This is a genomic window from Nocardia altamirensis NBRC 108246, from assembly GCF_001612685.1.
Taxonomy (GTDB): domain Bacteria; phylum Actinomycetota; class Actinomycetes; order Mycobacteriales; family Mycobacteriaceae; genus Nocardia; species Nocardia altamirensis.
The window spans coordinates 73,349-99,522 of the sequence record NZ_BDAY01000049.1; the positions used below are offsets into that span (position 1 = coordinate 73,349).

Consider the following 26,174-nt stretch of genomic DNA (forward strand, 5'->3'; position numbering starts at 1 on the left):
CCGGTACGGCCATTTATTCTTTGTCAGCATCGGTGAGACAGCGCCTGGGGGGATTCTCAGGCAGCAAGTCCGTCTCCCCAGAAAGGATTCGAGCCAGATGACGGTACTCGACTCGATTCTCGACGGGGTCCGCGCGGATGTGGCCGCTCGGGAAGCCCTCCTCGATTTCCAGGCGATCAAGGCGGCCGCAGCGGCGACGTCGTCCCCGCTGGACGCGCGCGCGGCACTCCTCGAAGACGGCATCGGCGTGATCGCCGAGGTGAAGCGGGCCAGCCCCTCCAAGGGCGAGCTCGCCGACATCCCCGACCCGGCCAGCCTGGCCAAGGCGTACGAGGACGGCGGCGCGCGGATCATCAGCGTGCTCACCGAGGGTCGCCGCTTCCACGGGTCGCTCGACGACCTGGACGCGGTCCGCGCGACCGTGAGCATCCCGATCCTGCGCAAGGACTTCGTCGTCGGGCCGTACCAGATCCATGAGGCCCGCGCGCACGGCGCCGACGTGATCCTGCTGATCGTCGCGGCGCTGGAGCAGGACGTGCTGTCCTCGCTGATCGACCGCACCGAATCGCTCGGCATGACCGCGCTCGTCGAGGTGCACACCGAGGAAGAGGCCGACCGCGCGCTCGAGGCAGGCGCCTCGGTGATCGGGGTCAACGCCCGCAACCTCAAGACGCTCGAGGTCGACCGCGATGTGTTCGCCAGGATCGCGCCGGGCCTGCCCACCGAGGTCATCCGGATCGCCGAGTCCGGCATCCGTGGCACCGCCGACCTGCTGGCCTACGCGGGCGCGGGTGCGGACGCGGTGCTCGTCGGCGAGGGCCTGGTGACCAGCGGTGATCCGCGGGCCGCCGTGTCCGAGTTGGTGACCGCAGGCACCCATCCTTCGTGCCCGAAGCCGGCCCGGCGGGGCCGGTGACGACGGTGACGGGGGGCCTACCTCAGGCAAGCGAAGGCGTCGCACACCGCAGTAACCATGAACCCGACGCGGGCGGCCACTGGGGCGTCTACGGCGGCAGGCATGTGCCAGAGGCGCTCATGGCCGTGATCGAAGAGGTCACCGCGACCTACGAGAAGGCGCGCCTCGATCCGGACTTCCTCAATGAGCTCGATCGGCTGCAGCGCGACTACACCGGCCGGCCGTCGCCGGTGTTCGAATGTATCCGCCTGGCCGAGCATGCGGGCGGCGCGCGCATCCTGCTTAAGCGAGAAGACCTGAACCACACCGGTTCTCACAAGATCAACAATGTGCTCGGCCAAGCCCTGCTTGCCCAGCGGATGGGCAAGACCCGCGTCATCGCGGAGACCGGCGCAGGCCAGCACGGCGTCGCCACCGCCACCGCATGCGCGCTGCTCGGCCTCGACTGCGTGATCTACATGGGCGCCGTCGACACCGCGCGGCAGGCGCTGAACGTGGCCCGCATGCGGCTGCTCGGCGCCGAGGTCGTGTCGGTGACCACCGGTTCGCAGACCCTCAAGGACGCGATCAACGAGGCGCTGCGCGACTGGGTGAGCAACGCCGACGACACCTACTACTGCTTCGGCACGGCCGCGGGCCCGCACCCGTTCCCCATGCTGGTGCGCGACTTCCAGCGCGTCATCGGACTGGAGGCCAGGGTGCAGGTGCAGGAAAGCACCGGCCAGCTGCCCGACGCGGTTGTCGCATGTGTCGGCGGTGGCTCCAACGCCATCGGCATCTTCCACGCCTTCCTCGACGACGCCGACGTCCGCCTGATCGGCTACGAGGCGGCAGGCGACGGCGTCGAAACCGGGCGGCACGCCGCAACTTTCACCGGCGGCACGCCAGGCGCGTTCCAAGGCGCCTACTCGTACCTGCTGCAGGACGAGGACGGCCAGACCATCGAATCGCATTCGATCTCGGCCGGTCTCGACTACCCGGGCGTCGGCCCCGAGCACGCGCTGCTCAAGGACGTCGGCCGCGCCGAATACCGCCCGATCACCGACACCGAGGCGATGGACGCGCTGCTGCTGCTCAGCCGCAGCGAGGGCATCATCCCGGCGATCGAGTCGGCACACGCGGTCGCGGGCGCGCTGCAACTGGGCAAGGAACTCGGACCGGGCGCGATCATCCTGGTCAACCTGTCCGGCCGCGGCGACAAGGACATGGATACGGCGGCCCGGTGGTTCGGGCTGTTGGATGAGGGGGCGACGCAGTCGTGAGTCAGCAGTCGCGTCTCGCGAATACGTTTGCTGCCGCTCGTGCTGAAGGCCGCGCCGCGCTCATCGGCTACCTGCCCGCAGGCTACCCCGATCTGGCCGGTTCCATCGAGGTCGTCCGCGCGATGGTCGAATCCGGTTGCGACATCGTCGAAGTCGGCGTCGCCTACTCCGATCCGGTGATGGACGGCCCGACCATCCAGCACGCCGCCGAACAGGCGCTGCGTGGCGGTGTGCGCGTGCACGACGTGTTCTCCGTCGTCGAGGCGATCACCAGTGCGGGCGGCCAGGCCGTGGTGATGAGCTACTGGAACCCGGTGCTGAAGTACGGCGTCGACCGTTTCGCGCGCGATCTCGCCACCGCGGGTGGTGCAGGCATCATCACGCCCAATCTCATTCCGGAGGAGGCCGACGACTGGTTCGTCGCCTCGTCCACGCACAACCTGGACCGGATCTTCCTGGTCGCGCCGTCCTCCACCGAGGAGCGTCTGGTCAAGACACTGAGCGCGTCTCGCGGTTTCGTGTACGCCGCGTCGACGATGGGCGTCACCGGCGCCCGCGACGCCGTGTCCTCCGCCGCACCCGCGCTCTGCGCCCGGATCCGCGCACACAGCGACATCCCGATCGGCGTCGGCCTCGGCGTCCGCTCGGGCGCCCAGGCGGCCGAAATCGCTTCCTACGCAGACGGAGTCATCGTCGGCTCGGCCCTGGTCACCGCCGCGGGCGAGAGCCTCGACGCGGTCCGCGCCCTCACCGCCGAACTCGCCGAGGGCGTGCGGTCGGCGACCGTCGCCTCCTGATCGCCTCGCCGCCGGGGAATTCCGTGCTCCCCCTGACGGGACTGGAATTCTTTGCCTGCGAGGCCTTTATCGCCGATAGGCACACACCGTTGCGGCAGCATCGACCGGTCCCAGCCTGCGATATCCCATGTCTTACATCGCAATTGGCCGGTGGCTCAGCGCTATGTCGACGATCTGCTCGGCCGAGGCATCCCTCGATTCCGGCGGCGGATGGAAGATCAGATCCGTGATCGCAGGGTAGGACATATTTGCGTTCAAAAGTCGCAGGAAGTAGTCGGTGTTGCTGTCGCCGACCATCACACGGCCAATGATCTCGATGAGTTCGTCGCGGGTGATGTCGGGCACCCTCGGGTGATACGGCCGGGCGGCCTCGGTGGCGAAATCCTCGAGCGAGCGGCCTGCTTCGAGCTCGGCGAAATCCGACCACTGGTCTACCAGCAGGGAAGCAGCTCAGGACGTTGATCCATGAACTCGACTATCCACCGGAATGCAAAGCTGCCACAGTCAGCAACAACCCCGCAATTGGAAGCCGCTCGGCGACATCGATCATCGCCGCAGCCGAAAGCCTCGCCGCAGTCCGCACCGCACCACCGAACTCGCCGAAGGCATCCGCTCAGCCACCATCGCCTCGTAAGGACGATCGATCGACGCCGCCTGCTGCCGGGTCATCTGGCTGTTGTCCAGTTTAGCGAGCTTGAAAATCAAAGACCCTGAGGCGCATACCTTTTGAGTTCCCGCACACGATTTCGCATGCCAGATCGTGTGCGGGAACTCAAAAGGTATGCGGGTTCGCGGGGGTTCACGATCTAAGACTCGGATCCGCACTCGTTCTGTGGATCCGCACTGGTTCTGGGCGTCCAGAACGGGTGCGGATCCATAGAACGGGTGCGGAGTTCGGAGCTGAAGGCGGGGCTGGGCGTGGTAGCCGGTGTCGGTTGGCCTGCGATCCCGGTATGTGGGATTAGATGGGTGGCTTTCAGGGCGAGGGGGTACTGGTGCAGGTGGCTTCTCGGCGGATGCCTACCTCAGTACCTCGTGATCAGTCGACCAACTTTAGAACGGGGCGTGGATCCACGGAAGGGGGTGCGGATTGGGGCACGCGACATCGCGGTGTACACCGACCTCGGTATTCCAGCACCCCCGTTCCTCACACCGGCACCTGATTGGTGGCGTCTGTTACCGGCCACGGGTATGGCCGTCATTGCGATCGCGGCGTTCGCCACGATTTTGGCTGTCGCCCACCGCCGAGAATCTGCGCCTGGCACTCACCACCCGGGGACATCGTTCGATTCGCTACGCTGAGGTTCTCGATCGAGTCGGGCTGGCAGGCGCAACCGTCATCGTCGCCACTCACAACGACCGCATACGCACCGACATCGAACACGACCTCACCCCTCCACGAGTCAACTCGGAGCGGGAACAGCGCGTTCGGAGCTCATGCGTGTGAAATGCGCTGTCGCTTCGAATTCGAGCTTTTCAGCGCACATTTACAGCGCACTCTCACTCGGTACTGGTAGGTGGACCCGCGCCGGGCAGAGGCACGCCACGCGGTGGTCCCGACGTGCGGTAGCCGCCTTCTCCGCTACGGTGGCCCCGTGACCTTACGAGTCCTGGCAGACAGTGTCGCGGCCAACAGCACTGTGCTGGCCTACATTCCCAGTCCACCGCAGGGTGTATGGCACATCGGTCCGTTTCCGCTGCGTGCCTACGCGTTGTGCATCATCCTCGGCATCATCGTCGCCATCTGGTGGGGTGAGCGGCGCTGGCGGGACCGTGGCGGGCAGCCGGGGGCGATCCTGGATGTCGCGATGTTCGCGGTGCCGTTCGGCCTGGTCGGCGGCAGGCTGTATCACGTCGCCACCGATTGGCCCAAGTACTTCGGCGCCGACGGCGACCCCATGGCCGCGTTGGAGATCTGGAACGGCGGCCTCGGCATCTGGGGTGCGGTGGCGCTCGGCGGCGTCGGCGCCTGGATCGGCTGCCGGGTGTATCGGATCCCGTTGCCCGCGTTGGGCGATGCGATCGCCCCGCCGATCCTGCTCGCGCAGGCCATCGGCCGCCTCGGCAACTACTTCAACCAAGAGTTGTACGGTCGTACCACCGAGCTGCCCTGGGGCCTGGAGATCTACTTCCGCTACAACGACAACCTGAAGCCGGACGCGATGAACGGCGTCTCCAACGGCGTCGTCGACAAGGTCGTGCATCCGACGTTCCTCTACGAGCTGATCTGGAACGTGCTCATCGTGATCGTGCTCGTCCGGCTGGACAAGCGGTACCGGATCGGCCACGGTCGCCTGTTCGCCCTCTATGTCGCCGGCTACAGCTTCGGCCGCTTCTTCGTCGAGCTGATGCGCGACGACGAGGCCACCAAGATCGCGGGCATCCGCATCAACTCGTTCACCTCCGCCGTCGTATTCCTCGCGGCCATCGCCTATTTCATCTTCGCGACCAAGGGCAAGGAAGTCGCCGAGCAACTCCAGCCGGGCGCGGTTCCACGCCCGTGGCCGTGGCAGTTCGGCGCACTCCGGGCCGCGGGCGCGGCGACCGCGACCGACGCCGCCACGGATACGGTTGTGCTGACCAAGGATTCGACCGCGGACAAGGACGCCTCGCCGGACGAACCCACGGCCGACGACCCCGACTCGAGTGCGTCCGATGACGCTGTGGACCTGACCAAGGACGCCGCCGAGGACTCCGCCGATACGAGCAAGGCATCGGCAGGCGCGGACAAGGCGGAGTCGAGCAAGACCGACGACACCGCCGCCACGAAGACGGGCGCCGACTCCGACAAGTCCTGAACCCCTCGGTGCCGCCGCGTAATACGTGGCGGCACCGATCAGGCACCAAGTTTGCCCCGAATTTCCCGATCGCTGATAACGCAGGCCACCGCCGCGGACGATACCCGGAGGAATGCCGAGGCTACGGGGCGACAAACCGCACCGGTCCGACGACAATGTCGACTGACCGTTGCGAGCGTCCTCCGTTCGGCCATCGATCCGATGCCGGGCGGCGAGTAGCGCGCTCGTGCGAACGAGGAGGGAAATTTCAGTGACCGACCCCTACCAGCAGAACCCACAAGGCGGCCCGCAGTACGGCCCGCCCGGTACGGGTCCGAACCTGAACAAGCCGCAGGACACCACGGCGTTGCCACAGTCAGACCCGTACGCACAGCAGCCGTCGGACCCCTACGCCCAGCAGCCGGCGAATCCGTATGGCCAGCAGTACGACCCGGCCAACCCGTACGGCCAGCCCGGCGGTTACCCGCCCGCCGGATACGGTCAGACGCCGGGATACAACCCGAACGACCCGGAGGCCCCGTGGGGACGTGACCAGTTCGGCGTCCCGTTCTCCGACAAGCAGAAGCTGATCGCAGGCCTCCTGCAGATCTTCCTCGGCGCGTTCGGTGTCGGCCGCTTCTACACCGGCTACAACGGCATCGCCATCGCCCAGATCGCGGTCACCTGGCTGACCTGTGGCTTCGGCGCCATCTGGCCAATCATCGACGGGGTCCTGATGCTTGTCGGCAAGGTTCCCGACAGCGACGGCCGCCCCCTGCGCGACTGAATCACCGCATGCTGACCGGCAACGTCCGCGACAGCCGAGGCCGCCGGCTGCGCAAGTGAGCTGACCCATTGCCGCACGAACGGGCATCGCCGATCCGGCGGTGCCCGTTCGTCGTTCCGCACCCGCGACGCGACCGGGAAATACGTGGGTACAACCCTTTTACGCACCATGATCGATATAGGGTCCTTCGCAGAAGTCCCGGCGTAGCATGAGCCGGATTTGCGTGTTGTGTGTGGGATGTCCATACACCGAAGAGAGGGAACCCGTGCGTCGCAAGCTGTTCGCCGCCGCCATGCTCGCCATCGTCGCCGCCACCGGGCTCACCGCCTGCGGCAGCAGCAGCGATCCGAATGTGTTGAAGGTCGGCACCGAAGGCACGTACACGCCGTTCAGCTACCAAGGCTCCGACGGCAAGCTCACCGGCTACGACATCGACGTGGTCCAGGCGATCGGTGACAAGCTCGGCAAGAAGGTCGAATTCGTTTCGACACCGTGGGACGCCATCTTCGCAGGCCTCGAGGCCAAGCGTTTCGATCTGGTCGCCAACCAGGTGACGATCAACGACGAGCGGAAGAAGAAGTACGCGCTGTCCGCTCCGTACACCACCTCCGACGGTGTCATCGTCACCCGCGCCGACAACAACTCGATCACCACGCTCGCCGATCTGAAGGGCAAGACCTGCGCCCAGTCCGCGACGAGCAACTGGGGCAAGGTCGCCACCGGCGCAGGTGCGAAGGTGGAGGCGGTGGAAGGCTTCGTGCAGGCCATCCAGCTGCTGAAGAGCGGCCGGGTCGACGCCACCGTCAACGACACCCTCGCCGTCGCCGAGTACACCAAGAAGAACGGCTCGTCCGACGTGAAGGTCGCGGGCAAGACCGGCGAGACCAGCCAGCAAGCCTTCGCCGCGCGCAAGGACGACGCCCTGATCAAGGACGTGGACAAGGCGCTGAGCGAGCTGCGTGCCGACGGCACGCTCGCCAAGATCTCGGACAAGTACTTCGGCACCGACGTCAGCAAGTAGCCGACGCCGTCCATGGATGCCGATACCAGGGAGCTGATTCAGCACAACCTATGGCCGATGCTGTTGGCCACCGTCAAGACGACGATCCCGCTGACTGCGATCAGCTTCGTCATCGGCTTGGCGATCGCGTTGCTCGTCGCGCTGGCCAGGATGTCACCGGTGTGGCCGCTGTCGGCGGCCGCCCGGTTCTACATCTCGCTCATCCGGGGCACGCCGCTGCTGGTGCAGCTGTACATCGTGTTCTATGGACTGCCGCTGATCAATGTCGTGATCCCGCCGTTCCCTGCGGCGGTGATCGCGTTCAGCCTGAACGTCGGTGGCTATGCCGCCGAGGTGGTGCGCGCGTCCATTCTCAGTGTCGCGGAAGGACAGTGGGAGGCGGCCAAGGCGCTAGGCATGTCGTATACGCAGGAGCTGCGGCTGATCATCCTGCCGCAGGCCTCGCGCATCGCCGTGCCGCCACTGTCCAACACGCTCATCTCGTTGGTGAAGGACACCTCGCTCGGCTCGCTCATCCTGGTGACCGAACTGATGCGGGTCGCGCAGCTCGCGGCCGCGCCGACCTTCGACTTCTTCGCGCTCTATACCGTCGCCGCGCTCTACTACTGGGTCATCTGCCTGTTCCTCGGTTCCGCGCAGACCAGATTGGAAACCCGGCTGGCCCGCCACGTTGCACGATGAGCACCGGTTTGGATGTTCCCACAGCTGGAGTTCATTATTTTCACCCAGCTTTCACCCAGGGCACAGCAGTCTCTGGTAACCCGACGGGACTAGGCTCTACACCCGTGATGCGACGGACGAAGATTGTGTGCACGCTCGGCCCGGCTACGGCCACCGAGGACCGTATCCGCGAACTCGTCGAGAGCGGCATGGACGTAGCTCGGCTGAACTTCAGTCATGGCGAACACGCGGATCACGCCGAAAACTACAAGAAGGTGCGGGCGGCGTCCGATCATCTCGGCAGGGCAGTCGGCATTCTCGCCGACCTGCAGGGCCCGAAGATTCGACTCGGCCGATTCATCGAGGGTAAGACCGTCTGGGCGACGGGCGAGGAAGTAAGGATCACCGTCGACGACGTCGACGGAACGCACGACCGGGTGTCGACCACCTACAAGGAACTCGCGAAGGACGCGAAGCCGGGCGACCGCCTGCTCGTCGACGACGGCAAGGTCGGACTGACCGTCACCAGCGTGGACGGCAACGACGTCGTCTGTCGGGTGACCGAGGGCGGACCGGTCTCCAACAACAAGGGCGTTTCCCTCCCCGGCATGGATGTGTCGGTGCCCGCACTGTCCGAAAAGGACATCGAGGACCTGGAATTCGCGCTGAAGCTCGGTGTCGACTTCATCGCGCTGTCGTTCGTGCGGTCCCCGTCCGATGTCGAGCTGGTGCACGACATCATGGACCGGGTCGGCCGCCGGGTGCCGGTGATCGCCAAGCTGGAGAAGCCGGAGGCGATCGACAACCTCGAGGCCATCGTGCTCGCGTTCGACGCGGTCATGGTCGCCCGCGGCGACCTCGGCGTCGAGCTGCCGCTGGAGCAGGTGCCGCTCGTGCAGAAGCGGGCGATCCAGATGGCGCGCGAGAACGCCAAGCCGGTGATCGTGGCGACCCAGATGCTGGAGTCGATGATCGAGAATTCGCGCCCGACCAGGGCCGAGGCCTCCGACGTCGCGAACGCGGTGCTCGACGGCGCCGACGCGGTGATGCTGTCCGGCGAGACCTCGGTCGGCGCGTGGCCCATCGAGACGGTGCGCACGATGGCACGCATCGTGCACGCCGTGGAGACCGAATCGACCAGGGTGCCACCGCTGACCCACGTGCCGCGCACCAAGCGCGGTGTCATCTCCTACGCCGCCCGCGATATCGGTGAGCGGCTCAACGCGAAGGCGCTCGTCGCCTTCACCCAGTCCGGTGACACCGTGCGCCGCCTGGCTCGCCTGCACACCCCGCTGCCGCTGCTCGCGTTCACGCCGCTGCCTGAGGTGCGCAGCCAACTCGCCCTGACATGGGGCACCGAGACGTTCATTGTTCCGACGGTGGACAGCACCGACGCTATGATCCACCAGGTCGATGTAGCACTTCTGTCCATGGACCGATACCAAAAGGGTGACCTCGTTGTCATCGTGGCGGGCTCCCCGCCGGGGACCGTCGGTTCCACCAACCTGATCCACGTGCATCGCATCGGTGAGGAGGATCATTAATTGTGAGTGCAAGCCTGGGCTCGGTCGTCGATTCGTCGGCGAAAGGTCGATCTGATCTTGATGTGCTGCTTGGTCTGCTCGACCTGCAGCAGATGGATGAGGACGTGTTCGTCGGCCAGCACCCGGAGAAGGTCTGGAGTCGCACGTTCGGCGGACAGCTTGTCGCGCAGGCGATCATCGCCGCGGGCCGCACCGTCGGCGATCGTCCGGTGCACGCCGTCAACGCGCATTTCGTGCGCGGCGGCGACACCAAGAAGCCGATCGAGTACCGGGTAGACCGGCACCGGGACGGCCGCGCGTTCGCCAACCGCACGGTCACCGCGTACCAGGACGACCAGGAGCTGTTCGTCATGCTCGCGGCGTTCCAGGACTGGAACAAGGGGCTCGAGCACGGGCACCCGCTGCCGGACGTGCCGGATCCGGAGACGCTGCCCAGGGTCGAGGAAAGCTTCGAAGGCTTGGAAGACAAGCTGGAGATGTTCATCAAGGCACCGCATCCGATCGACATGCGCTACACCAACGACCCGGCCTGGATCATGAAGGGCACGGGGGAGCGGCTCAACCACAATCGAGTCTGGATGCGCACCGACGGCAGGCTGCCGGACGATCCGCTGCTGCATGTGGCGACGCTCGGCTATTCCTCGGACACCACGGTGCTCGATTCGATCATCACCACGCACGGGCTGTCCTGGGGACTGGACCGGATCGTCGCGGCGACGGTGAACCATTCGATCTGGTTCCACCGGCCGTTCCGGTTCGACGAGTGGGCGCTCTACGCCACCGAATCCCCGGTCGCCGCAGGCTCGCGTGGCCTGGCAACCGGCCGGTTCTTCTCCCGTGACGGTGATCTGCTCGCAACCACCGTGCAGGAAGGGCTGATTCGGCACTTCCCCGCGCGGGGCTGAACACGCGCTGACCCACACCGCATCGATCGTCCGCGCCGCACGTCGGTACGGAAAGTCGGTGCGGTGCAGTCGTTTCAGGGTGGCCGGCGGGCCGTCAGATGCGTTCGCGCTCGGCGTCGAGGTCGACGTCGGTGCGCTGCATGGCGCGGATCGAGAACGGGATCTCCCGGCTCGGATCGTTGCCTGCGAGCCCGGAGATGCGGTGCCGCAGTTGTTGTTCCAGCTCGGCGATGTCGGCGTCGGTGAGTTCGGCGGGCGCGCCGACCAGGCTCAGCGCGATCTCGTAGGTGCCGCAGCCGGTCGGCTCTTGCCCGGGATGTGCTGTGCACCAGTGGGATTCGAGCGCTACGTGAGCCCGGTCGTCGGTGTCGACGGGCAGGGTGAAGCGCCACGCGAACACGTCGCGGTCCTGCAGGTGGTCGTCCACCACCGCGCGCACAGTCTCGACGATCGCTTCGAGAGTTTCCGGTGTCACATACACATGGAGCGAAACATCCGAAATGCGGTTCGGCATGTCTATTCCTGTCGTGTGTCGAACCAGCAACGGCGGAAATTGTTGTCCGCGGGAGTGTAATACCTCCGGCCCGGAAATAGACATAGCGGCCCCGTATTGCTGGTGTCGGATCGGGCCGTCCGGGTCAGTGGACGCGGTGCGCCGCCAGGAAAGAGGCCAGTTCGGGGGCCTTCGACGTCGGTTCGATGACCAGGCCGCCCGGCTCGTCGACCACCGGTTTCGTTTGTTCATAGGGTGCCAAGGCCAGCATGAGCGGGACCAATGCCTCGGCGATGCGGTCGCCGACTTCGCAATATGCCTGTTCGGAGAGGCCGACGGGGTCGGCGATGTTCTCCCGGCCGACCAGGGAGAGGTCGTTGCGCGCCCGGTGCAGCCCGGCGATCGAGCGCGCCCCGGTCACGTGCGCGATCCGGCTGGCCTCCAGCAGCGTGAAGGTGCGGGCGCCGACTCCGAAGCCGTGCTGGCTCACGTTGTCGCGCAGTTGTTCGGTCATCGTCAATACCAGATCGGCATTGTCGATCATCTCGGGCTTGAGCCGTCGTGCCTTGAATCCGCTCGGATCGCCGCCGAGTCCGATGATCGCTTCCGCGGCGAGTGGTTCGGCCGGAAAACCGACCAGTGCACGGGTTCCGGCGCTTTCGGCGGTGAGGTCCGGCAGGTCGTGGTCGATCGCAATCGCTCGGGTCAGGCGTTCGGCAATTACCGAACGACAAACATTGCCATTGCAAACGAACAGGACGTGCATAGGAATACGGTAAGGGCTGAATCACCGTCCAGATGACCGAAATCCTCCTGTAATGGGGCTCCTGGACAGATGTTCATCTCCAGGTCGATCGACGTACACAAACCGTGCTCAGGGGCGTTCGCATTCGGGCGACCGAGGCAATAGTGCGAGTGTGTCCCTGTGCACATACCCCACGTAGGATGTATGGAAACATCACGCTGTGATTGCCCCGTGATAAAAGTTGCCTGTTACTCGAATTCACCCTTGTAGTAGGTCTTTTCGTCGATCACGGGCGCCACCTTGGCCGCTTTGTTCTCGACTCGCCCCCTGGTGGAGAACATCCTTCCGCGCATGGCGATAGCAGGCGCGAATCTGGGCAGTCCGGTCTTGCCGTCCATGTCGTCGTACATGGCGTCGATGCCGCCGTGCATGAAGTACGCCTCGTGCCAGAACCCGGTGCCGCCGGAGTCCTGCAGGAACTTCCGCCACCAATCCCGGTGCGGCGCCGATCGAGTCCACCGCTCCAGGCTGTCGAGGTCACGCCAGTACTGCCGTGCGCCCCAATGCGGCGGAAACAGCGCCCAGATCACGTCTTCGTGCGACAGCAGCCCGTCCGGCCGATCCTGGTGCGAGCTATAGAGTTTCGGCCCGAGGCCGAGCAGCCGCAGCATCCCCCTCGGCTTGCGCACCCGCATCCCGAGATAGATGACGACCAGATCCGGATACTCGCTCAGATCGACCGTCTGCCTGTTCACCCGCATCGCAACCTCCGCTGACTCGGGCGTCCTGCTGCCCATCTACGCCTGAATACGAGGCAGACCGCCATTCAGTTCGAACCATCGCCCGATCTCCCGCCAGGGACGTAAACGGGGTGCTTTGATGAGGCGATATAGAGGTCGGCGCCGCAGAGTCGACTGTCTCGTGGCAAGCGGACCAGATTTCGATTCCAGGAGCAGAGAGGAGCGGTGATGCGATCGACAACGAAGCAGGCGCTGTGCCAGGCGGGCGTGGCCCTGTCACTGGTGGCGGTGCTCAGCGGCTGCGATGACGGCCCGACCACCCCCGGCCAGAGCAGCTCCACGGCGGCGCAGCAGCGGACCGCCGCTCCTTCGACTTCCCCGCCGACCAGCACCCCTGCCATGGATCAAACCACCGGTGTTTCGGCGGGCCAGACCTACACGGTCCGTGAGGTCGCGGTATCCAACGGCGTTGGCAAGACCGACACCGCGTCCTCGCTGGAACTGTCCGGCGGCGACCCGCGCGTGACCGAGGTCTTCAATCGCGGTGTCCGCACCTACATCCAGGAACACGTGGACAACATCACCCGCACCAACGACCCACGCCCGCATTCCGTCACCACCCACGCCCAGATCTACTTCACCGAGACAACCGTCGCCGAAGTCATCTACGGCGTCGTCTCGTACACCGGCGAGGCCCACCCGACAAAGATCCTCGGCACCATCACCACCAACACCCGAACCGCGACCCCCATCCTGATCGGCGACCTGTTCCTCGATCGCCGCGCAGGCATCACCGAATTGGCAAAGGCGACAACAGAAGCGATGGACGCAATCCACCCCGGCCTGTCCGCCGCCATCGCCGAGAACCTGACCCCCACCGACGCCAACTTCGCCAACTGGGTCCCCACCCCCACCGCACTCCAAGTGCACATCGACACCGGCCGCTACGTAACCGGCTATCCCTGCGTCCAGATCCCCTGGTCCCGCCTGACTCCCGTTCTAGGCCCCACGCTCAAGCGGGTAGCCGACCAGGCCCCCGCAGGCCAACCAACCGCCTGCCCCGCAACCTGACCAACAACCAGCGTCCGAGAAAACCGCGAGTACCCACGACCCCCGACCTCGCGCGAGTCGCACACCCGGAGCTTGCGCGAGGCACACCCTCCGAGTCGTGCGTTTTGCACACCCCGAGCGCGAGCAAGTCAGACTGAGTTCGCGCGAGCCGCACTGATGTTCGCGCGACTCGCATACCGCCAAAGGTCGAGTCGCACACCGCCAAGGGCCGAGTCGCACACCGCCAAGGGCCGAGTCGCACACCGCCAAGGGCACGGCATCAACCGAGGCGCACAGCAGCATATTGAAGGTGCACAGCAGCATATTGAAGGTGCACTGACCAACAAACGCGCCCACTGGAAGGGGAGTTCGGGGGGCGAAGCCCCGCCGAGCGGGGTCTGGGGGTTGCACCCCCAGTGTGATTACGAAGAGAACCCCGGTCCGCGCCTTCTGCGGACAGGGGTCCCCTGTGAACGAGTGCCGAGTGTGGGACTCGAACCCACACGTCCTTTCGGACAACGGTTTTTGAGACCGTCGCGTCTGCCAGTTCCGCCAACCCGGCGCACCGGGTGGAAATGATAGCGGGTGGGTGGCGCTTGGACCTAACTGGTTGTGGCGCGCGGCGCGAGCGGTGGGTTTGCCCTGGGTATATGCGTTCTATGCCGAAGTGAAAGGTACTCTTTACATCACTCGATGCGTGGTGGTGAGGTCGATGGTCGGTTAGTTGGACCAACGTCCACCCTTCGGCGTGTCGGACAGGCATCGGAACCAGAGGGGTCTACCTATGAGCAATGCAGCAGGGGGCGCGGGCACGAAGCGCGACGCGGGGGCCAAGCGCGTCGTCGTCGCGGAAGACGAGGCGCTCATCCGCATGGACCTGGTCGAGATGCTGACCGAAGAGGGTTATCTGGTGGTCGGTGAGGCGGGCGATGGCCAGCAGGCGGTGGATCTCGCGGAGGAGCATCGGCCGGATCTGGTCATCATGGATGTGAAGATGCCGCGCAGGGACGGTATTGATGCCGCGGCCGAGATCGCGTCGAAACGTGTTGCGCCGGTGGTGATTTTGACGGCGTTCAGCCAGCGGGATCTGGTGGAGCGGGCCAGGGATGCCGGTGCGATGGCGTATCTGGTGAAGCCGTTCACCAAGTCGGATCTGGTGCCTGCGATCGAGTTGGCGGCGAGCCGTTTCCACGAGATCACCGCCTTGGAGGGCGAGGTCGCGAATCTGGCCGACCGGCTGGAGACGCGCAAGCTGGTGGAGCGGGCGAAGGGCGTGCTGATGCAGACGCAGGGCCTTTCGGAGCCGCAGGCGTTCAAGTGGATACAGCGCACGGCGATGGATCGCCGGACGACCATGAAGGCGGTCGCGGAGGTCGTGTTGGAGAACTTGGCCCCGAAGTGACGGTCGAGGTCCGGTGAGCGGACCTGGGCTGACAGGTTCTTGCCGGTGTCGTCCGCGGCGCATGCCGTGCTGATGGACTGTGTCCACCTGCGTCGATTGGTCGGAAATTTTACTCACTGGAAACGCGATCGTGCACAAGAATTCGACGCAATGTCGGATTCATGACCCGAATGTGATGCGGATCTAACGCGCCAACGCTATGTTCTGACCGGGCTGACGTGGTTGGCCTCCTCGGTGATCCGGGGGAGCACAGGACTTAGAGGTGAAACGTGCTTAGTTCGACATGGCACAGTCGTACGACGCGGGGTGTTTTGGCAATCGGTGCTGCCGCCGCGCTGGTGCTGACCGGTTGTAGCGACAAGTCGACCGGTACCGGTACGAACACGTCGGGCACCAGCGGTGCGACCGACCTGAAGATCACGCCGGTCGCGCAGGTGGACATCAACGGCAAGGAAGTTCCGAAGGTCGACCCGGCGAAGGCCGCCGATCCCGCGGGTGACGGTAAGGCGACCTGCGCGCCGACCACTCTCGCCTTTGCCGGCGCGTTGACCGGTCCGAATGCTGCCCTCGGCATCAACATCGACATGGGCGCGAAGCTGGCGCTCGATCAGCACAACAAGGCCAACCCCGGCTGCCAGATCACGTTGAAGTCGTTCGACACCGAGGGTGACCCGCAGAAGGCCACCCAGGTCATCCCGCAGATCGTCAACGACAAGTCGATCGTTGCCCTGCTCGGCCCGACGTTCTCCGGTGAGACCAAGGCGACCGGCAAGATCCTGAGCGACGCGGGTCTGGCTTCGCTGACCTCGTCGGCGACCAACGCGACGCTCACCGCCAACGGCTGGACCAGCTTCTTCCGCGGCCTGGCCAACGACGATGTGCAGGGTCCTTCGGTGGCGAAGTACCTGACCGGCACCGCGGGCTACAAGAAGGTCTGCGTCGTCCAGGACAACAGCGACTACGGCACCGGCCTGGCCAAGAGCATCACCGAGGGTCTGGGCGCTGCCGCCGACCCGAGCTGCGCTGCCAGCATCAAGACCGGTGACAAGGACTTTGCCGCCACGGTCACCAAGATCTCCGGCGCGAAGGCCGACGCGGTGTTCTTCGCCGGCTACTACGCCGAGGGTGCTCCGCTCGCGCAGCAGCTGAAGTCCGGTGGCTTCAAGGGTGTCTTCGTCGGTCCGGACGGCACCAACGATCCGCAGTTCCTGTCGCAGGCGGGTAGCGCGGCCAAGGGCGCGACGCTGACCTGCCCGTGTGGTCCGGCTCCGGAGAAGTTCGAGAAGGACTACGTCGCCTTCAACAAGCAGCCGTCGGGTGTCTACTCGGTCGAGGCCTATGACTTGGCTACGATCCTCACCAAGGCGATCGGTGCGGGCAAGGTCAGCCGCCCCGACATCCTCGAGTACGTGCGTTCCTACGACGGCCCCGGTCTGGCCCGTCAGTACAAGTGGAGTGCCAACGGTGAACTGAGCAACGCGCTCATCTGGATCTACACGGTCAAGTAACCCGACACACGAGTCGCGCAGCACGTAACGGGGTTCGCGCGAATCCCGTTACGTGCTGCTGTTTCGTGAAGGGCGAATGAATGAGGGCGAATTAACGAATGTCAACCACTGCATTAGCCGGCGCTGTACAACTCGCCGGCGGATCGATCGACTTCAACTATGAGGGAGTGATCGACAATTTCTGGCGACTGACCGTCGACGGATTGTCATACGGTGCGATCTACGCACTGGTCGCTGTGGGCTACACCCTGGTCTACGGTGTGCTGCGGCTTATCAATTTTGCCCATTCGGAAATATTCATGCTCGGCATGTTCGGCCAGTACATCGGTCTGATGTTGCTCGGCTTCGCACCGAGTGGCGACGTCTACTCGCAGGGCGTCATCCTCACCGTCACCTATCTGGCGCTGGCAATGATCTTCGGCATGGCGGTGTCGGGTGGCGCCGCCGTCGGCTTGGAGCGCCTCGCCTATCGGCCGCTGCGTAAACGCGGCGCCAAACCCCTGATCTTCCTCATCACCGCGATCGGCGCCTCGTTCGTGATCCAGGAACTCGTGCACTTCGTGTTGCCGAAGGTGTGGCCTGGGCTCGGCGGCACCAACGCGCAGAAGCCGATCATGCTGGTGGAGCCGACCATTCAGTTCAGCTTCGGCGGCGCCGACATCACCAACGTGACGCTCGTGATCATCGTCGCCGCGGTGATCCTGGCGATCGCCACCGAATTGGTCATCAACCAAACGAAGTTCGGCCGCGGCATCAGGGCCGTGGCACAGGATCCGGACACGGCGACGCTGATGGGTGTCTCGCGGGAGCGCATCATCCTGCTCACCTTCCTCATCGGCGGCGTGCTCGCCGGTGCGGCGGCGCTGCTCTACGCGCTCAAGATCCCCAACGGCATCATCTATTCCGGCGGATTCATTCTCGGCATCAAGGCATTCAGCGCCGCGGTGCTCGGCGGCATCGGCAACCTGCGCGGCGCACTGCTGGGTGGCCTGCTGCTCGGTCTCGCGGAGAACTACGGCCAGATCCTGTTCGGCACCGAGTGGCGCGACGTGGTCGCCTTCGTGGTGCTCGTGCTGGTCTTGATGATTCGCCCGACCGGCATTCTTGGTGAGAGTCTCGGGAAGGCCCGCGCATGACGACTACTGCCAAAACCGTTGCCCCGCAGCCGAAGCAGGAGCCTGGTCGGGGTGTCGGCGATGCGTTGCGCTCCTGGTGGGGCGGGCTGTCGCGCCCGGCCCAGTGGGGGATCGGCGTCCCTGCCATCATCGCGCTCGCGCTGCTTCCGTTGTTCCCTCCGTCGTTCATCGACACACCAGGCACCAGCTTCGGCGGCGTAATGGCGCAGTTCGCCATGTACGCGTTGCTCGCTGTCGGCCTGAATGTCGTTGTCGGACAGGCGGGTCTGCTCGATCTCGGCTACGTCGGCTTCTACGCCGTCGGTGCATACACCGTCGGTTTGCTCACCAGTCCCAACAGTCCGTGGAACCAAACCGGCGGCGGCTGGCTCAACGACAAGTGGGCCTGGTTGGCGTGCTTGCCGTTGGCGGTCGCGGTCACCGCGGTCTCCGGCCTGATTCTCGGCACCCCGACGCTGCGACTGCGCGGTGACTACCTGGCGATCGTGACGCTCGGCTTCGGTGAGATCGTCCGGCTGCTCGCCGACAACCTCGGCGACCTGACCAACGGAAGCCTCGGCCTGTCCGGCATCGCCTACCCGAGTGTCGGTGTCTCCGAGGACAAGCCGAACGGCTACTTCTCGTCCGGCAACCTCGGCGATTCGGAATCGTCGAGCCTGCTCGACCGGGCCAACTCCGGAACATGGTGGTTCTGGCTCGGCATGGTGCTGGTGATCATCGTGCTGCTGATCGTCGGCAACCTGGAGCGCAGCCGTCCAGGCCGGGCCTGGGTCGCGATCCGGGAAGACGAGGACGCGGCCGAGATCATGGGCGTGCCGACGTTCAAGTTCAAGTTGTGGGCGTTCATGATCGGCGCCGCGGTCGGCGGACTCTCCGGTGCGCTGTACGCGGGACAGGTGCAGTTCATCAACCCGACCGGGTTCAACGTCATCAACTCGATGTTGTTCCTGTGCGCGGTCGTCATCGGCGGGCAGGGCAACAAGCTCGGCGTGATCGTCGGCGCGTTCATCATCGTGTACCTGCCGAACCGGCTGCTTTCGGTGCAGGCGGTGGGGCAGACGGTGACCGGCTGGATCCTGATCGTCGTCAGCGTCATCGCCGCCATCGCGTTGGTCGTGGTGTGGCGCAGGTGGGCTCGGGCACAGGACCGGCCGATCAGGCTCGGTTATCTGGGCGGGTCGTTGGTGGTCGCGGTCGTGTTGCTCGTCCTGCTCGGTAACGTGCTGAAATTCCAGCAGCCGGGTGCGCAGTCGCTCGGCGACTACAAGTACCTGTTCTTCGGCATCACGCTGATGGTGGTCATGATCTTCAAACCGCAGGGCCTCTTCCCGGTCCGGCAGAAGCTCCTCGCCTACGGGCGGCAGGTCTACCAGGCCGTGCGTAAACCGTTCAACAACGAGGCGAATGGAGAGACCCGATGACCGGGCCTGGCGCGGGTGGTGCGCTGTTCGACAACGAGGACATGGCCGCGGGCTACGCGGCCGAACCCGAGGTGGAAAGTGCGGGCGTGGTCGATGTGACCGCGGTGATCCCCGACCTCGGCGACGCGGCGACGGTCGCGGAGGTCGTCGCCGCGCATCGTGAGATCGAGACCGCCGTCGGTGAGCCGCTGTTGCGCACCGAGGGGCTGACCGTGCAGTTCGGCGGTCTGACCGCGTTGGACGCGGTGAGCTTCGAGATCCGCCGCGGCGAGATCCTCGGGCTCATCGGACCCAACGGTGCCGGAAAGACGACCTGCTTCAACGCGATCACCGGCGTCTACCGGCCGTCGGCGGGCACGGTCTACTTCGACGGCAAGCCGTTGACGAAGACCAAGCGCAACGCCATCACTCGGCTCGGCATCGCGCGCACCTTCCAGAACATCCGGCTCTTCAACGAGATGACGGCGTTGGAGAACGTGGTGGTCGGCACCGACGCCAGGCACAAGACCTCCGTGCCTGGCGCCATCTTCCGCACCCCGCGGCATCGCCGCGAGGAGCACGACGCGATCGAGCGGGGCATGGCGCTGCTCGAGTTCGTCGGCATCGCGCCGCGCGCGGTGGAGAAGGCACGCAACCTGTCCTACGGCGACCAGCGCAGGCTGGAGATCGCCAGGGCGCTGGCCACCGAGCCGAAGCTGCTGTGCCTGGATGAGCCTGCGGCCGGGTTCAATCCGAGCGAGAAGTCGGCGTTGATGGATCTGATCCGCAAGATCCGCGACGACGGGTTCACCGTGCTGCTGATCGAGCACGACATGCGCCTGGTGATGGGCGTGACCGACCGGATCGTGGTGCTCGAGTTCGGACGCAAGATCGCCGACGGTCTGCCTGCCGATATCCGGGAGGACCCCGCGGTGATCGCCGCCTATCTCGGTGTGCCCGATGACGGCACCGAGTCGGGGACGGCAAGCGCGCACGGGACGAACGGGTAGGAGCAGCGATGGGATCGCACAGAGAACCGGATAACCAGGCTGTCGGCCTGGTCAAGGGCAACGCCGCGAGCAACGGCGCCGAGGCGCTGCTCGAGGTCACCGACATGGTCGTCAACTACGGCAGAATCCAGGCGCTGCACGGGATTTCGCTGCATGTGGCGCCGGGCGAGCTGGTCACCCTGCTCGGCGCCAACGGCGCAGGCAAGACAACGACCATGCGGGCATTGTCGGGTCTGCTGCCGCTGACCCGCGGCCGAATCCTGTTGGAAGGGCGCGACATCACCCAGATGAAGGCGCACGAGCGGGTCGGCGAGGGCTTGATCCAGGCACCGGAAGGCCGGGGTGTCTTCCCCGGCATGACGGTGCAGGAGAACCTCGACATGGGTTGCTATGGACGGCCGTTCAAGCAGAAGGCGGAGTACAACAAGACGCTCGACTGGGTGTACGAGTTGTTCCCTCGGATGCTGGAACGGCGCAAGCAGGTCGGCGGCACGCTGTCCGGCGGCGAGCAGCAGATGCTTGCCATCGGTCGTTCGTTGATGGCAAGGCCGAAGCTGCTGCTGCTCGATGAGCCGTCGATGGGCCTGGCGCCCATGATCATTCAGCAGATCTTCCGGATCATCACGGAGATCAACAAGCAGGGCACCACCGTGCTGCTCGTGGAACAGAATGCCCAGCAGGCACTCTCGCGCAGCGACCGTGCCTACATCTTGGAAACCGGCGAGGTCACCAAGACCGGCTCCGGCGCCGAACTGCTCACCGATCCCGCGGTGAAGTCGGCGTATCTCGGCGTCGGCTAGTTCCGCTGCGAACCCCGGTGCCGCGCGGCCGGACTCGAGGCATGATCGTGACATGAATGGTCACGATGAGCTGATGGATCTGGCCGAGCGGTACTGGGACAGCGTGCTGGAGGCGCGGCCGAGCGACGCGACACTGCTGGGGGACAGGCGATTCGACGCCCGTATCGAGGATCTGTCCGTCGCGGCGGAAGAACGGCTGCTCGCGACCTGGCGTGCGCTGCTGCGTCAGGTCGAGGCGCTCGACGCGGACCGGCTGGAGCCGGTCGACCAGGTCACCAGGAGCCTGCTGGCGACCGAATTGACCGGTGTGGTGGAGCGTTTGGCATGGCGCCCGCTGGAAATGGCGTACGACCAGATGGAGGGCGTGCACGCCTTCGCGCTGATGGTGGCGCCGCAGATCAATGCGCCGCAGCCCGCCGACGCGCTCGCCCTCGTCGAGCGGTACCGGCAATACGGCGACATGCTCGGGCAGGCGGTCGAGCGCTTCCGCAACGGGGTCGCCGCGGGCCGGACGCCGGTCCGAATCCTGCTCGAGCGCTCGGTCAATCAGCTCGACAGCTACCTGAGTTCGGAGCTGTCCACCGACCCCTTCGTCACCTTCGACGGCCCGCAGGACTGGGACGGCGAGGCGGACTGGCGCGCCCAATTGACCGAGGTGGCAAGGGAAGTCATCCGTCCGGCGTTCCAGCGGTACCGGGACGTGCTTTTCGATGAACTGCTGCCGGTCAGCCGCGCCGACGACAAGGCAGGGCTGTGCTGGCTCGGCGCGGACGGCGAAGACATCTACCGGCGCCAGCTGCGCTACCACACCACGCTGCCCGATCTCGGCGCCGAGGAGATCCACGAACTCGGGCTGGCCGAATTGGCCGCGCTGCGTGAGGAATACGCGACCATCGGCGCCCGCCTGTTCGGCACCGCCGACCTCGCCGAGATCTTCGGCAGGCTCCGCGACGATCCCACCCTGCGCTACGCCGACGGCGAGCAGATCATGTTCGATGCGCGCCGGGCGCTCACCACGGCGACCGCCGAGATGGGGAACTGGTTCGGGAGGCTGCCCAAGGAATCCTGCGACATCGTGCCGGTGCCGGAGTTCCTGGCCGCGGATGTGGCTGGGGCGTACTACTTCGCGCCTGCCGCCGACGGTTCCCGGCCCGGGACCTACTTCGTCAACCAGTACCACCCCACCGGCCGCGCGCGACACGAGACGGCATCGGTCGCCTACCACGAGGCGATTCCTGGTCACCACCTGCAGCTCACCATCGCCAGCGAACTCGACCACCTGCCGCGCTTCCAGCGGCAGTCGTTCGCGAACACCGCGTTCGTCGAAGGCTGGGCGCTCTATACCGAGCGGCTCGCCGACGAAATGGGGCTGTACGAGGACGATCTCGGCCGCCTCGGCATGCTGGCAGGCGACTCGTGGCGATCCAGCCGCCTGGTCGTCGACACCGGGCTGCATGCGAAAGGCTGGAGCAGGCAGCAGGCCATCGACTTCATGGTGGCCAATGTGCCGAGCGGGATCTCGGAGCTCACCACCGAGGTGGATCGGTATATCGGCATGCCGGGGCAGGCGGTCGCGTACAAGGTCGGACAGCTGGAAATCCGCAAGCAGCGGCTGGCGGCGACCGAGCGGCTCGGTTCGGCCTTCGACATCAAGGCGTTCCACGATGTGGTGCTCGGGTCCGGCTCGGTGAGCCTGCCGGTGCTGCGGGAGCTCGTCGCAACGCTGTGAGGCGGGAGTTACCCGCGTCACTTTTCGGGTAGGAGATACGTCGACACGATCCGCGTGGGTGTCGGCGTATCACCTTGTCGGTGGGGGTCCCTAGACTCGGGGGCGTGAGTTCACCGACGACCGCCCAGGTTCCCGCCACCGCGTCCGGCTCCAGTGCTTCCGCACCGGGAGAGCGGCCGACTCTGATGCTGCTGGACGGGCATTCGATCGCCTATCGCGCGTTCTTCGCGCTACCGGCGGAGAACTTCAAGACGGTCACCGGGCAGACCACCAACGCGGTGTACGGCTTCACCGCGATGCTGATCAACCTGCTGCGCGACGAGAAGCCGACGCACATCGCGACGGCGTTCGACGTGTCGCGAAAGACCTTCCGCACCGAGGCGTACCCGGAGTACAAGGCGAACCGGTCGCAGACGCCGGACGAGTTCCGCGGGCAGGTCGAGCTCACCAAGGACGTGCTCGGCGCGATGGGCATCCCGGTGATGGCGATCGACGGCTTCGAGGCCGACGACCTCATCGCCACGCTCACCACCCAGGCGGTGGCCGAAGGGTTCCGCGTCCTGATCGTCTCCGGCGACCGCGACGCGATCCAGTTGGTCAACGACAACGTGACGCTGCTGTACCCGCGCAAGGGCGTCTCCGATCTCACCCGGTTCACCCCCGAAGAGGTGTTCGCGAAGTACCAGCTCACGCCGGCCCAGTACCCGGATTACGCGGCGCTGCGCGGCGACCCGAGCGACAACCTGCCCGGCATCCCCGGCGTCGGGGAGAAGACCGCGGCCAAGTGGATCCGCGAATACGGCGACCTGAACACCCTCGTCGACAAGGTGGACGAGGTGAAGGGCAAGGTCGGCGACGCGCTGCGCGCCAACCTGAGCAGCGTGGTGCTCAACCGTCAGCTCACCGAGATGGTGCGCGATGTGCCGCTGCCCTACACGCCGGATCAACTGGCGCAGGCGCCGTGGGATCGCAACAAGATTCATCAGCTCTTCGACGACCTCGAGTTCCGCGTGCTGCGCGACCGGCTGTTCGAGACCCTGGCCCCGAAGGAACCGGAGGCCGAGGCAGGCTTCGAGATCAGCGGCGGCGCGCTGGAAGTCGGCGCGGTGGCGGGCTGGCTCGCTGAGCACACCAAAGCCGGTGTCCGGCAGGGTGTCTCGATCGTCGGCGCGGGCACCCCTGGTAGTGGTGACGTGCGCGCGCTCGCCATCGCGGCAGGCGACGGCGAGAGCGGCTACATCGACGTCGCCGTGCTGACGCCGGAAGACGAAGCGGCACTCGGTGCTTGGCTGGCCGACCCGGCGCTGCCGAAGGCGCTGCACGAGGCGAAGTCGGCCATGCACGCGTTGCGCGGGCGTGGCTGGACCCTCGGCGGGCTCACCAGCGACACCGCGCTGGCCGCCTATCTGGTCCGGCCTGGGCAGCGCAGCTTCAACCTCGACGACCTTTCGCTGCGCTACCTGCACCGGGAACTGCGCGCCGAAACCGACGAGACGCCGCAGCTGTCCCTGCTCGACGACGAGGACACCGTCGACGCGGAAGTGGCTCAGACCGAAATGTTGCGCGCCAGGGCCGTTCTCGACCTTGCCGAGGCGCTCGACACCGAACTCGAGCAGATCGAATCCGTCCCGCTGCTCGAGGACATGGAGCTGCCGCTGCTCGGCGTGCTCGCCACGTTGGAGGACGCGGGCATCGCGGTCGACACCGACCAGTTGGAGACGCTGCAGCGCCAGTTCGCCGACAAGGTGGCCGACGCCGCCAACGCGGCCTACGAGGTGATCGGCAAGCAGATCAACCTCGGCTCGCCGAAGCAGCTGCAGGTGGTGCTGTTCGACGAGCTCGACATGCCGAAGACCAAGCGCACCAAGACCGGTTACACCACCGACGCCGACGCGCTGGAGTCGCTGTTCGAGAAGACCGAGCACCCGTTCCTGCAGCACCTGCTCGAGCATCGTGACGCGACCCGGTTGAAGGTGACCGTCGACGGCCTGCTCAAGTGTGTCGCCGACGACGGCCGCATCCACACCACGTTCAACCAGACCATCGCCGCCACCGGCAGGCTCTCCTCCACCGAGCCGAACCTGCAGAACATCCCGATCCGCACCGACACCGGCAGGCAGATCCGCGACACCTTCGTCGTCGGCGCGGGCTACCAGTCGCTGATGACCGCCGACTACAGCCAGATCGAGATGCGCATCATGGCGCACCTTTCCGCCGACGAAGGCCTGATCGAGGCGTTCAACTCCGGTGAAGATCTGCACACCTTCGTCGCATCCAAGGCATTCGACATCCCGATCGCCGAGGTGACCCCCGAACTGCGCCGCCGCATCAAGGCGATGTCCTACGGCCTGGCCTACGGTCTCAGCTCCTACGGCCTCGCGGCCCAGCTGAAGATCAGCACCACCGAAGCCAAAGAGCAGATGGACGTCTACTTCGACCGTTTCGGCGGCATCCGCGACTACCTGTACGAGGTAGTCGAGCAGGCCCGCAAGGTTGGCTACACCTCAACCCTGTTCGGCCGCCGCCGCTACCTGCCCGACCTGGACTCCAGCAACCGCCAGCGCCGCGAGGCCGCCGAACGTATGGCGCTCAACGCCCCCATCCAAGGCACCGCCGCCGACATCATCAAGGTGGCAATGATCAACGTGCACAAGGCAATTCAGGAAGCAGGGTTGCGATCCCGCATGCTTTTGCAAATCCACGACGAACTGCTTTTCGAGGTAGCCGAAGGTGAGAAGGAAGCACTCGAGGCCTTGGCGAAGGAACAGATGGCCGCCGCCATCCACCTCTCGGTTCCCCTCGATGTTTCGGTGGGTACCGGCCGCAGTTGGGACTCCGCCGCGCACTGAGGGTACGTCCGGTTGGGGAGTGACGGTCGGTCGAAAGTGGTATGGCTGAGGCAACTCTCGGGGCGAGAGGTTGCTCGAGGGCGGAAGCTTTGCGTTCGGCGGAAGCTGTGTATTCAGCGGGGTGCCGAAGGCGGTACCGGTCTGCATTGGCGTGAGAGAAGTGGTTGCTTGGCTTCGTTGGCGTGAGTGAAGTGGTTGCTTGGCTTCGTTGGCGTGAGTGAAGTGGTTGCTTGGCTTCGTTGGCGTGAGAGAAATGGTTGCTGGACTCCGTTGGCGTGAGAGAAATGGTTGCGACGCCTGTCGCGACACGCACCATTTCTCTCACGCCAACTTTCCAAGATCACTTCCCGGAAGATCTTTGAACCGGACCACAGCCAAGTAACCCGGCTGGGACGAGAGAATCCGTGATCGACTGCGGAGGTCAGCCGGGGTACGGCAGGCGAAGCAACCACGCTAATCCGGTGCACACACCGAGATCACCCAACGTCACGGCTCAGATGCTTATCTTCGGATGCTCGGCCTCGTCGTAGAACTCGAGCAAGGTCGTGACTTAGCGACCACCGGTGCACTAGAACATCGATCAGAAGTAAACGCCAAGCTCGGCCGGTAGTGCCTCTATTGGGATTCGGCACGCGTTCCGGAG

The 26,174-nt window shown here is 65.5% G+C and carries 22 protein-coding genes and 1 tRNA gene; 18 read left to right on the forward strand and 5 right to left on the reverse strand.

Annotated features, from left to right (window positions below; all coding sequences use genetic code 11):
* Positions 1-97: 97 nt before the first annotated feature.
* From trpC to trpA, 3 genes are read left to right on the forward strand one after another with little or no spacing between them, the layout of a single operon-like run.
* Positions 98-916, forward strand: coding sequence for an indole-3-glycerol phosphate synthase TrpC (gene trpC / locus NA11_RS25150; RefSeq protein WP_069164450.1), 819 nt, complete (start codon positions 98-100; stop codon positions 914-916).
* Positions 886-2,178, forward strand: a complete 1,293-nt coding sequence (gene trpB, locus NA11_RS25155) for a tryptophan synthase subunit beta (RefSeq protein WP_439957094.1) — start codon at positions 886-888, stop codon at positions 2,176-2,178. Before trpC ends, trpB begins: the two co-directional genes overlap by 31 nt.
* Entirely contained in the window at positions 2,175-2,975 is an 801-nt protein-coding gene (gene trpA / locus NA11_RS25160; RefSeq protein WP_069164451.1) for a tryptophan synthase subunit alpha, read from the forward strand. Before trpB ends, trpA begins: the two co-directional genes overlap by 4 nt.
* A 132-nt stretch (positions 2,976-3,107) precedes the next feature.
* Here the strand turns inward: trpA and NA11_RS25165 are convergent, their stop codons facing one another.
* A complete protein-coding gene (locus NA11_RS25165; RefSeq protein WP_069164452.1) occupies positions 3,108-3,320 on the reverse strand; it encodes a bacteriocin immunity protein in 213 nt (70 codons plus the stop codon).
* Positions 3,321-4,570: 1,250 nt separating this feature from the next.
* Between NA11_RS25165 and lgt the strand changes: the two genes are divergently transcribed.
* From lgt to NA11_RS25200, 6 genes are all read left to right on the forward strand, one after another.
* Positions 4,571-5,773 carry a prolipoprotein diacylglyceryl transferase gene (gene lgt / locus NA11_RS25175; protein WP_084655047.1) on the forward strand — a complete coding sequence of 401 codons (1,203 nt, stop codon included), beginning with the start codon at positions 4,571-4,573 and terminating at the stop codon, positions 5,771-5,773.
* Between the two features lie 250 nt (positions 5,774-6,023).
* The gene (locus NA11_RS25180) at positions 6,024-6,539 is read left to right on the forward strand and encodes a TM2 domain-containing protein (RefSeq protein WP_069164454.1); all 516 of its coding nucleotides are present in this window, start codon (positions 6,024-6,026) and stop codon (positions 6,537-6,539) included.
* Positions 6,540-6,831: 292 nt separating this feature from the next.
* A complete protein-coding gene (locus NA11_RS25185; RefSeq protein WP_069164480.1) occupies positions 6,832-7,560 on the forward strand; it encodes an amino acid ABC transporter substrate-binding protein in 729 nt (242 codons plus the stop codon).
* A 12-nt stretch (positions 7,561-7,572) separates the two neighbouring features.
* Positions 7,573-8,241, forward strand: a complete 669-nt coding sequence (locus NA11_RS25190; RefSeq protein WP_069164455.1) for an amino acid ABC transporter permease — start codon at positions 7,573-7,575, stop codon at positions 8,239-8,241.
* Between the two features lie 104 nt (positions 8,242-8,345).
* A complete protein-coding gene (pyk, locus tag NA11_RS25195) occupies positions 8,346-9,764 on the forward strand; it encodes a pyruvate kinase (RefSeq protein ID WP_174567728.1) in 1,419 nt (472 codons plus the stop codon).
* A 92-nt stretch (positions 9,765-9,856) separates the two neighbouring features.
* The gene (locus NA11_RS25200; RefSeq protein WP_245746157.1) at positions 9,857-10,669 is read left to right on the forward strand and encodes an acyl-CoA thioesterase; all 813 of its coding nucleotides are present in this window, start codon (positions 9,857-9,859) and stop codon (positions 10,667-10,669) included.
* A gap of 94 nt (positions 10,670-10,763) precedes the next feature.
* On the opposite strand, the gene NA11_RS25205 is transcribed toward NA11_RS25200, so the two are convergent.
* The 3 genes from NA11_RS25205 to NA11_RS25215 form a co-directional block, all read right to left on the reverse strand.
* Positions 10,764-11,183 carry a hypothetical protein gene (locus tag NA11_RS25205; RefSeq protein ID WP_069164457.1) on the reverse strand — a complete coding sequence of 140 codons (420 nt, stop codon included), beginning with the start codon at positions 11,181-11,183 and terminating at the stop codon, positions 10,764-10,766.
* A gap of 124 nt (positions 11,184-11,307) precedes the next feature.
* Complete coding sequence (locus tag NA11_RS25210; protein WP_069164458.1) at positions 11,308-11,928, reverse strand: arsenate reductase/protein-tyrosine-phosphatase family protein; 621 nt, start codon at positions 11,926-11,928, stop codon at positions 11,308-11,310.
* A 227-nt stretch (positions 11,929-12,155) separates the two neighbouring features.
* Positions 12,156-12,668, reverse strand: a complete 513-nt coding sequence (locus tag NA11_RS25215; RefSeq protein ID WP_069164482.1) for a monooxygenase family protein — start codon at positions 12,666-12,668, stop codon at positions 12,156-12,158.
* Between the two features lie 207 nt (positions 12,669-12,875).
* Between NA11_RS25215 and NA11_RS25220 the strand changes: the two genes are divergently transcribed.
* Positions 12,876-13,718 carry a hypothetical protein gene (locus NA11_RS25220; protein ID WP_069164459.1) on the forward strand — a complete coding sequence of 281 codons (843 nt, stop codon included), beginning with the start codon at positions 12,876-12,878 and terminating at the stop codon, positions 13,716-13,718.
* A 457-nt stretch (positions 13,719-14,175) separates the two neighbouring features.
* Here NA11_RS25220 and NA11_RS25225 read toward each other — a convergent pair.
* A tRNA-Leu gene (locus tag NA11_RS25225) sits at positions 14,176-14,259 on the reverse strand.
* Between the two features lie 222 nt (positions 14,260-14,481).
* Between NA11_RS25225 and NA11_RS25230 the strand changes: the two genes are divergently transcribed.
* From NA11_RS25230 to polA, 8 genes are all read left to right on the forward strand, one after another.
* A complete protein-coding gene (locus NA11_RS25230; protein ID WP_069164460.1) occupies positions 14,482-15,099 on the forward strand; it encodes an ANTAR domain-containing response regulator in 618 nt (205 codons plus the stop codon).
* Between the two features lie 311 nt (positions 15,100-15,410).
* Positions 15,411-16,607, forward strand: a complete 1,197-nt coding sequence (locus tag NA11_RS25235) for a branched-chain amino acid ABC transporter substrate-binding protein (RefSeq protein ID WP_069164461.1) — start codon at positions 15,411-15,413, stop codon at positions 16,605-16,607.
* Positions 16,608-16,705: 98 nt separating this feature from the next.
* Positions 16,706-17,743, forward strand: a complete 1,038-nt coding sequence (locus tag NA11_RS25240; RefSeq protein ID WP_069164462.1) for a branched-chain amino acid ABC transporter permease — start codon at positions 16,706-16,708, stop codon at positions 17,741-17,743.
* The gene (locus tag NA11_RS25245) at positions 17,740-19,164 is read left to right on the forward strand and encodes a branched-chain amino acid ABC transporter permease (protein ID WP_069164463.1); all 1,425 of its coding nucleotides are present in this window, start codon (positions 17,740-17,742) and stop codon (positions 19,162-19,164) included. The genes NA11_RS25240 and NA11_RS25245 overlap by 4 nt, the downstream gene beginning before the upstream one ends.
* Positions 19,161-20,153 (forward strand): ABC transporter ATP-binding protein, encoded by a 993-nt coding sequence (locus NA11_RS25250; protein ID WP_069164464.1) that lies wholly within the window; start codon positions 19,161-19,163, stop codon positions 20,151-20,153. The genes NA11_RS25245 and NA11_RS25250 overlap by 4 nt, the downstream gene beginning before the upstream one ends.
* A 104-nt stretch (positions 20,154-20,257) precedes the next feature.
* On the forward strand, positions 20,258-20,953 hold the full coding sequence (locus NA11_RS25255) for an ABC transporter ATP-binding protein (protein ID WP_069164483.1): 696 nt from the start codon (positions 20,258-20,260) through the stop codon (positions 20,951-20,953).
* Positions 20,954-21,005: 52 nt separating this feature from the next.
* The gene (locus tag NA11_RS25260) at positions 21,006-22,682 is read left to right on the forward strand and encodes a DUF885 domain-containing protein (protein ID WP_069164465.1); all 1,677 of its coding nucleotides are present in this window, start codon (positions 21,006-21,008) and stop codon (positions 22,680-22,682) included.
* A 104-nt stretch (positions 22,683-22,786) separates the two neighbouring features.
* Positions 22,787-25,531, forward strand: coding sequence for a DNA polymerase I (polA, locus tag NA11_RS25265; protein WP_084655050.1), 2,745 nt, complete (start codon positions 22,787-22,789; stop codon positions 25,529-25,531).
* The last annotated feature ends 643 nt before the right edge of the window (positions 25,532-26,174 follow it).